The organism is Bradyrhizobium sp. 31Argb (assembly GCF_043638955.1).
In the GTDB taxonomy this organism is placed as follows: domain Bacteria; phylum Pseudomonadota; class Alphaproteobacteria; order Rhizobiales; family Xanthobacteraceae; genus Bradyrhizobium.
In genome coordinates this window covers 24,392-32,193 of the sequence record NZ_JBEGDB010000067.1, presented here as the reverse complement: position 1 = coordinate 32,193, position 7,802 = coordinate 24,392, and the positions used below count along the sequence as shown (strand labels likewise).

The 7,802-nt window shown below is 65.8% G+C and carries 5 protein-coding genes; all 5 read right to left on the bottom strand.

Features of this window, described 5'->3' with window-relative positions:
* Positions 1–192: 192 nt before the first annotated feature.
* The 5 genes from AAFX91_RS15750 to AAFX91_RS15730 all read right to left on the bottom strand — a co-directional run bounded on the left by AAFX91_RS15750 (position 193) and on the right by AAFX91_RS15730 (position 7,701).
* Positions 193–3,153, bottom strand: a complete 2,961-nt coding sequence (locus tag AAFX91_RS15750; protein ID WP_394567058.1) for a bifunctional [glutamine synthetase] adenylyltransferase/[glutamine synthetase]-adenylyl-L-tyrosine phosphorylase — start codon at positions 3,151–3,153, stop codon at positions 193–195.
* Positions 3,150–4,610 carry an ATP-binding protein gene (locus tag AAFX91_RS15745; RefSeq protein ID WP_394567057.1) on the bottom strand — a complete coding sequence of 487 codons (1,461 nt, stop codon included), beginning with the start codon at positions 4,608–4,610 and terminating at the stop codon, positions 3,150–3,152. The genes AAFX91_RS15750 and AAFX91_RS15745 overlap by 4 nt, the downstream gene beginning before the upstream one ends.
* A 154-nt stretch (positions 4,611–4,764) precedes the next feature.
* A complete protein-coding gene (locus tag AAFX91_RS15740; RefSeq protein WP_394567056.1) occupies positions 4,765–5,064 on the bottom strand; it encodes a HigA family addiction module antitoxin in 300 nt (99 codons plus the stop codon).
* A 48-nt stretch (positions 5,065–5,112) separates the two neighbouring features.
* Positions 5,113–5,793, bottom strand: coding sequence for a response regulator transcription factor (locus AAFX91_RS15735; protein WP_027581499.1), 681 nt, complete (start codon positions 5,791–5,793; stop codon positions 5,113–5,115).
* A 324-nt stretch (positions 5,794–6,117) separates the two neighbouring features.
* Entirely contained in the window at positions 6,118–7,701 is a 1,584-nt protein-coding gene (locus AAFX91_RS15730) for a Do family serine endopeptidase (protein WP_394567055.1), read from the bottom strand.
* Between the last annotated feature and the right edge of the window lie 101 nt (positions 7,702–7,802).

Below are 7,802 nucleotides of genomic sequence, written 5' to 3'. Positions count from 1 at the left end.
CCCTCGTTTGAGATTTCGACAACCTCATTCTGGCACAACTGATGCCGTAGGGGGCCGTCCACCCCATCAACCACAGGATCGCGTTGTGGCGCGAGCAAGCGGTTGTGGCGGAGCACATTACAAACGCCTGTGGTTATGGGGTCCCGGGTCAAGCCCGGGACGACACCGAATTTATGGCGATCGGCGCTGCGCCTAACGTCCGCCAACCAGCGCGTTGAACACGCGGCGGACCTCACCTTGCGTCTCGCGCACGCCGGCTTCGAGGGCGGAGAAATCCGGCGTGTCGCCTGCCCGCGCCATCACGCGTAGCAGATCGTCACCGGCGGTTTCGGGATTGAATTTGCCGGTCACGCAAAGCCGCAAGATCTGCGTCAGGTCATGATAGAGCCGCGCGGCCGAGCGCAGCACTTCGGCCTCCGACTGCCCGAGCACGCCGAGCTTTGCGGCGTTGTCGAGCACCTGCAATGTGGAAACGCTGAGGATGTCGGGCTTCTCGGCAGCGTGCACGAGCTGCAGATATTGCGCGATGAAATCGATGTCGACGAGGCCGCCTGCGGCGAGCTTCAGGTCCCAGATGTCGTCCTCGCCCTTCTCGAGCGCGATCGCGCGCCGCATCTCGACGACGTCGTTGGCGGTCGCGGCCGCATCGCGCTTGCGCGTCAGCACGCGACGGATGATGTCTTCGATCTTCTCGCGGAACGCCGGCGATGACGAGATCACGCGCGCGCGCGTCAGCGCCATGTGCTCCCAGGTCCAGGCCTCGCGCTCCTGATACTCGGCGAATGAATCGAGCCGTGACGCCAGCGGGCCGGCGCGGCCTGACGGGCGCAACCGCATGTCGACCTCGTAGAGCACGCCGTAATTGGTCCGTGTCGTGAAGGCGGAGATCAGGCGCTGGGTGAAGCGGGCAAAATACTGCGCGCCGTGCAGCGCGCGGGCGCCGTCGGAGTCCGGCTGCTCGTGGTCGTAGTCGTAGAGCAGGATCAGGTCGAGGTCGGAGGACGCTGTCATCTCGCGGCTGCCGAGCCTGCCCATGGCGAGAATCGCGGTCTCCTGATCGTTGATGCGGCCGTATTGCGTGGCGAACTGGTCGGTGACAAGGCCATGCACGGTGTGCACGATGCCTTCCGCGACGTCGGCAAAGGCGACGCTCGCCTGCTGCGCCGACACCGTGCCGGAGAGGATCCGCGTGCCGATCAGGAACAAGCTTTCCTGGCCGAACAGCCGCAGGCGATCGAGGAAGTCCTCGTAGGAACCGGCGTCCTTGAGCGTGATCGCGAGCCGCTCCGACAATTCGCGCCGGTCCGGCATCGCGCCGAAGAAGCGCGGATCGATCAGCCCGTCCATGATCTGCGGCTGCCGCGCCAGCATGTCGCCGAGCCGCGGCGCGGCGCCGAGGATCAGCGCCACCAGCGCGACCAGGTCGCGGTTCTGGCTGAGCAGCGTGATCAGCCGCCCGCCCCGCTGCAACGCCCCGAGGAAACGGTCGAACGCCACAACCGCGGCGTCCGGCTCCTCGGCATGCGCGAGGCCGTCGATCAGGCCCGGAATGAACTCGAGGAAAGCGTTGCGCGTCGCCTCCACGCGCAGCGCGCGATAGTCGCCTTCGATCCATTGCTGCACGGTCTTTGCGACCGCAACCGGCTTCTCGAAGCCGAGACTGACGAGATGCTCGAGCAGCCGCTGGTCTTCAGGGCCGGCGCCGTAGTTCGCCTTCGGCAGCTTTGCCGTGCCGGTCGGCTCGTCGCCCTCGAACAGCTTGGCGTAGTGGCCCTGCACGATGTTGAGATGCGCGAGCAATTCCATCGCAAACGTGGCCCTGCTCGTATAACCGAGGAAATGAGCGAAGCGCTCGATCGCCGCGGGATCCTCCGGCAACGTGTGCGTCTGCTCGTCGGCGATCATCTGCAAGCGATGCTCGACACGGCGCAGGAACTGATAGGCCGCAGCGAGTTCGTCGCGCGCCTCAAAGGTGATCCAGTTGCTGGAGGCGAGCATGGTAAGCGCCTCGAGCGTCGGCCGCACCCGCAATTCCGGATGCCGTCCGCCCGCGATCAACTGCTGGGTCTGGGCAAAGAACTCGATCTCGCGGATGCCGCCGCGGCCGACCTTGACGTTGTGGCCCTCGACCGCGATCTCGCTCTGGCCGCGGTAGGTCTGCATCTGCCGCTTCATGTCGTGGACATCGGCAAGCGCGGCGAAGTCGAGATGCTTGCGCCAGACGAAGGGGGCGATTTCCGCAACCAGCACCTCGCCCGCCTTGCTGTCGCCAGCGCAGGGGCGCGCCTTGATCATCGCGGCGCGTTCCCAGGTCCGCCCTTCCCGCTCGTAATAGTTCAGCGCCGAATCGGTCGAGATCGCGACCTGCGTCGACGCCGGATCAGGCCGCAGCCGCAGGTCGACGCGGAACACATAGCCATCGCCGGAGCGCTGCTGCAGCATGCGCGCCATCGATTGCGTGACGCGGACGAAGAACGGCTGCGGCTCGATGTCGTCGGCCAGCGAGGTCGCGGCCGGATCGTAGAAGACGATGAGATCGATATCGCTGGAATAGTTCAGTTCGCCTGCGCCCATCTTGCCCATCGCAAGCACGATCAGCCCGCTGCCCTCTTCGGGATGGTCGGCGTCGGGCGCACGGAGGCGGCCGCGCGCCATCTCCTGACGCAGCAGGTAGCGCAGCGCCGACTGCACGGAGGCGACCGCAAGGGCGGTCAGCGCGGCGGTGACCCGTGTGACCGGCCAGACGCCGCCGATGTCGCAAAGCGCGATCACGAGCGCCGCCTCCGCCTTCATGCGGCGGAGCAGTTGCATCACCTCGGCCTCGCCCGAGGCGGCGAACACGTCGTGCGAGGTCTTTTCGATCAGGCCGGCCAGATGCGGCTCCGGGTCGCAGGAGAGCAGCCGGATCAGCCGCGCCGGATCGACGCGCACGAGCTCGAACAGGAACGGCGAGCATTCCGCAATACCGAGCAGGATGCGCCTGGCGAAGGGATAGCCGAGCAGTTCGGCGAGCGCAGCCGATTGCGCCGGCTCGAGTTCGGCGAGCCAGTCTGTCAGGCGCTGTTCGGCTTGGATGGGCGCGGACACATACGGTCCGTCCGCGAACCGCGCGGCCAGACGATGTCCCGCGGAGCCCGGCGCGGAAGCATTCATGCCGCCTTCTGTGGCACATCCTGCGTTTGGGCCGCAAGCCTGTCGGCTGCGCCGGCCCGCGCCGGAAGCACCAGCGTCGCGACCAGGCCGGGACGGGCGTCGCCGAGCCTGAGCTCGCCGCCGTGCAGTGTCGCGACCGCCGCGACCAGGCTCAGCCCGAGCCCGGAACCCGGCAACGTGCGGCTCGCCTCGAGCCGGACGAATCGTTCGACTGCGTGCTTGCGGTCGGCCTCGGGAATGCCGGGACCGTGGTCGGTGACACTGAGCAGCACGGAGTCGGCCTCGCGCCGCGCCTCGATCAGGATTTCCTTGGCTGCGGCGGCCGCCTCCGGGTCGATCGGCTGCACCACCGGCTTGCCATACTTGATCGCGTTCTCGACGAGGTTGGCGAGCGCCTGGCTGATCAATTCACGGTTGCCATGCATCGCACTGGGTGCGGTCTTCACATGCAGGCTCATGCCGTCGTCCTCGGCGAGCGGCTCGTAGAGCTCATGGATGCCGGCGGCGACGTCGGCCGCATCGAAATCATCCATGTTGCCGCGCGCCTGCCCGGACTCCGCCCGTGCGATCATCAAGAGTGCATTGAAGGTGCGGATCAGGCCATCGGATTCCTCAATGGTGCGCTCCAGCGCCGCCCGGTAATCCGCCTCGCTCCTGGCGCGCGCCAATGCCTCCTCGGCGCGGTTGCGAAGGCGCGTCAGCGGCGTCTTGAGGTCGTGGGCGATGTTGTCGGAGACCTCCTTCAGCCCCGTCATCAGCGCCTCGATGCGCTCCAGCATGGCGTTGAGGTTCTCGGCGAGACGGTCGAGCTCATCGCCGCTGCGGCCGACCGGCAGGCGGTCGGAGAGATCGCCGGCCATGATGCGCTGCGCGGTGCCGGTCATGGCATCGATCCGCTGCAGCACCCGCCGCGCGACGAAGATGCCGCCGCCGATGCCGAGCACGACCACGACCAGAATCGACCATTGCGCGGCTTTGGCGACGATGCCGAACAGCCGCCGCCGCTCCTCAAGATCTCGTCCGATCAGCAGCCGGAAACCGTTGGTCATCTCCGTGACGCGCACCAGCGCGCGGTGATCGGTGTTGTCGTTGTCGTCGAGCCGCCGATAGGCCGTCTCGGTCCAGCCCTCCATTCCCATCACGCCCGGCGCCAACGAGCCGACATTGCCGGCGATCGCCTGCCCGTTCGGTGCGGTCACGAGATAGAGGTTGGCGCCCGGCCGCAGCGCCCGGTTGCCGATGGTGAGTGCGAGGCCGCGCAGGCCGCGCCGGTTGTAGATCTCGGTGACCTCGCCGACCTCAGCATTGACGGTGGAGGTGATCTGCTCGGTGATCAGGCGGCGCGTATTCCACGCGAAATAGCCGAGCAGCGAAGCGGCGAACAGCGCGAACAAGAACAGATAGACCAGCGTCAGCCGGAACGCCGTGGTGCGGATCAGTTTACCGAATGCCGTCACGGATGATGCTACCCAAGCTGTTGCTGCCGCGCGTTGCTGTCTGATGCTCGCAATCTAACATGGGCGATCCGACCGCCAGAAGTGACAATGCGTTCATGGTGGCAATCGTCGATTTTCGGGTCGCCGCAAAGCGCCATGGAGCGGGCGCTCACATTCAAGCTGCCGTAACGATCGGCTTGATCTTGTCCAACTCACGGCCAATCCCAAGCTCAGCCGTTCGAACGTCGTACGCATTCTGCAGGTTGAGCCAAAGTTGAGCGGACGTATTCAACGCCTTCGATAGCCGCAGTGCAGTGTCCGTCGTTATTGCAGTTTCCTCATTCGCGATCCGCTCAATTCTGGTGCGCGGGACGCCGCAAACTTTCGCGAGCGCTCCGGCCGACAGTGAGAGCGGAACAAGAAACTCCTCCCGGAGCACTTCCCCGGGGTGCATCGGCGGTAGCTTCTTTGCCACTTGCGACCTCCTGGTCCAGCGCCGATGCAACTATGTTTTCGCAGTCAGCTACCGTATCCCATCGCGGATCATGTACCCCGCGCCGCGGATCGTGTGCAGCAACGGCCGCTCAAAACCCTTGTCGATCTTGGAGCGCAGGCGCGAGATGTGTACGTCGATGACGTTGGTCTGCGGATCGAAGTGATAGTCCCAGACATTCTCGAGCAGCATGGTGCGCGTCACCACCTGGCCTGCATGCTTCATCAGATATTCGAGCAGGCGGAACTCGCGCGGCTGCAGCGTCAGCTCGTCCTTGCCGCGGGCGACGCGGTGCGACAGGCGGTCGAGCTCGAGATCGCCGACCCGATAGACCGTCTCTTCCGCCGGGCCGACATTGCGGCGCGACAGCACTTCGACGCGCGCCAGCAGTTCGGCGAATGAATAGGGTTTCGGCAGGTAGTCGTCGCCGCCGGCGCGCAGGCCCTTGATGCGGTCGTCGACCTGGCCGAGCGCGGAGAGGATCAACACCGGCGTGCGGTTCCCCTTCTCGCGCAGCGTTCCGATCAGGGACAGGCCGTCCCGCTTCGGCAGCATGCGGTCGACGACGAGGACGTCATAGTCGCCGCTTTCGGCCATCGACAGGCCCTCCTCGCCGTCGTCGGCGAGGTCGGCGATATAGCCGACTTCGCGGAACGCCTTGACGAGATAGTCGGCGGATTCGCGATCGTCTTCGATGATCAGGAGGCGCATCTGGGGTGCAGCTAAAGGTGCGGTGGCGGTCACGGGATTGGTTTCCTCTCAGCATGGCGCGGCCGCCCTGCACATGCAAGACGGCCGCGCGCGTTCGCGTTGATTTGCATGATCCTTCCGGAAAACCGGCTTCCGCTTTTCCGGATCATGCTGGAGGGGAAAGAGTGGGCGGTGAAGCTGGGGGACTTCACCGCCCTAGGCCTTCCGACGGAGGGGGGCGCATTCCACCGGAAGGTAGCAAGAGGGGGCGAGCATTGCGGCTCGCTCCCCAGGAAGGGCCGTCGGCGGGGGCGACGATTGCCGGCGACGCCTTCCATCTCTTATTTAACCCTTCGCCAGCGGCACTGCCACAAAGCGCGACGAACCGCCGCTCTTTACACGCATCAAAACGCTGTTCTTGTTGTCGTTCCGTGCGGAGGTGATCGCATCGCGCACATCACCGGCGCTGGTGACGTTCTTGCCGGCGACTTCAAGAATGACATCGCCTTCCTTGAAGCCGCGCTCGGCCGCAGCGCTCTTCGGGTCGACCTCGGTCACCACGACGCCGTCCTTGCCGGCGCCGGCCACGCTGTTGGCGGGGGCCACCGTCAGGCCGAGCTTCGGCACGTCGGTGCCGCGGGAGGAAGAGCCGCGATCGCTGTTGTCGTTATCGGCCTTGGCCTCAACCGTGTTCGGCAACTGGCCGAGCGTGAGGTTGACGGTCTTCTCCTGGCCCTTGTGCAGGACGTTGAGCTTCACCGCATTGCCGGGCGCCAGGCCGCCGATGGTGCGGGCGAGCTCGCGCGCATCCTTGACCGTTTCGCCGTTGACGGCGGTGATGACGTCGCCGGACTCGATGCCGGCCTTGGCCGCCGGACCGTTGGCCTGGGGCTCCGCCACCAGCGCGCCTTCGGCCTTCTTCATGCCGAGGCTGTCGGCGATGTCGGAGGTCACCGGCTGGATCTGGACGCCGATCCAGCCGCGGCTGACCGTGCCCTTGTCCTTGAGCTGAGCGACCACGTTCTTCACCGTCGCGGCCGGGATCGAGAAGGCGATGCCGACGCTGCCGCCGGAGGGCGAATAGATCGCGGTGTTGACGCCCATCACCTCACCGGACACGTCGAACGCCGGGCCACCGGAGTTGCCCTTGTTCACGGGCGCGTCGATCTGGATGAAATCGTCGTACGGGCCGTTGCCGATGTCGCGGCCGGAGGCCGAGACGATACCGGCGGTGACCGTGCCGCCGAGCCCGAAGGGGTTGCCGACCGCCAACACCCAATCGCCGATCCGCGGCTTGGTGTCGGACAGCTTGGCGAACGGGAAGTTGGAACCACCCTCGACCTTGATCAGCGCGAGGTCGGTACGCGGATCGGTGCCGATCACCTTGGCCGAATACGTCTTGCCGTCATCGGTCGTGACCTCGACCTTATCAGCGCCGTCAACGACGTGGTTGTTGGTCACGGCAAAGCCGTCAGCCGAAATGAAGAAACCCGAACCCTGGCCGGTCACGATACCACGGCCACGCGGTCCGCCGCGCATGCCCGGGGGGAGCCCATCCTGTCCACCGAAGCGACGGAAGAAACGCTCCATCGGCGAACCCGGCGGGAACGGCGAGTCCTCATTGCTGTCGTCCTTGGCGAGCTTCTCGCCGATATTGACCTTGACCGAGATCACCGACGGCTTCACGCGCTCGACAATGTCGGCAAAGCCGACCGGCTGCTGAACCTTGCGGACCTCGTTGTTGACCTGCGCCTGCGCCGGGCTGGCGAACAGATCGCTCGGCCTGTGCTGCGGGCTCAAGCCATAGGCGGCGACGCCGAGGCCGGCGACGACCGAAGCCATCAACGCAAATCTGCGGGCCGAGAACAGCGAACGCCGCGGCGCGCCGTAAGACGGCAGAGACGAAAGATCGGTGGGTCGTTCGGTCATTCTAAAAATCTCCAAGAGCCAGAATTCGAAAGGTGCGGGGGCAAGCACCGGACGTGTTTAAACATGGGGGCGTCAGCCTTACGGCGCGCTGGCTGCGGAAT

Bases quoted from the DNA above. Each gene is read 5' to 3' on its own strand.
- AAFX91_RS15750 (WP_394567058.1), bottom strand. From the start codon at position 3,153: ATGAATGCTTCCGCGCCGGGCTCCGCGGGACATCGTCTGGCCGCGCGG.
- AAFX91_RS15735 (WP_027581499.1), bottom strand. From the start codon at position 5,793: ATGCGCCTCCTGATCATCGAAGACGATCGCGAATCCGCCGACTATCTC.
- AAFX91_RS15730 (WP_394567055.1), bottom strand. From the start codon at position 7,701: ATGACCGAACGACCCACCGATCTTTCGTCTCTGCCGTCTTACGGCGCG.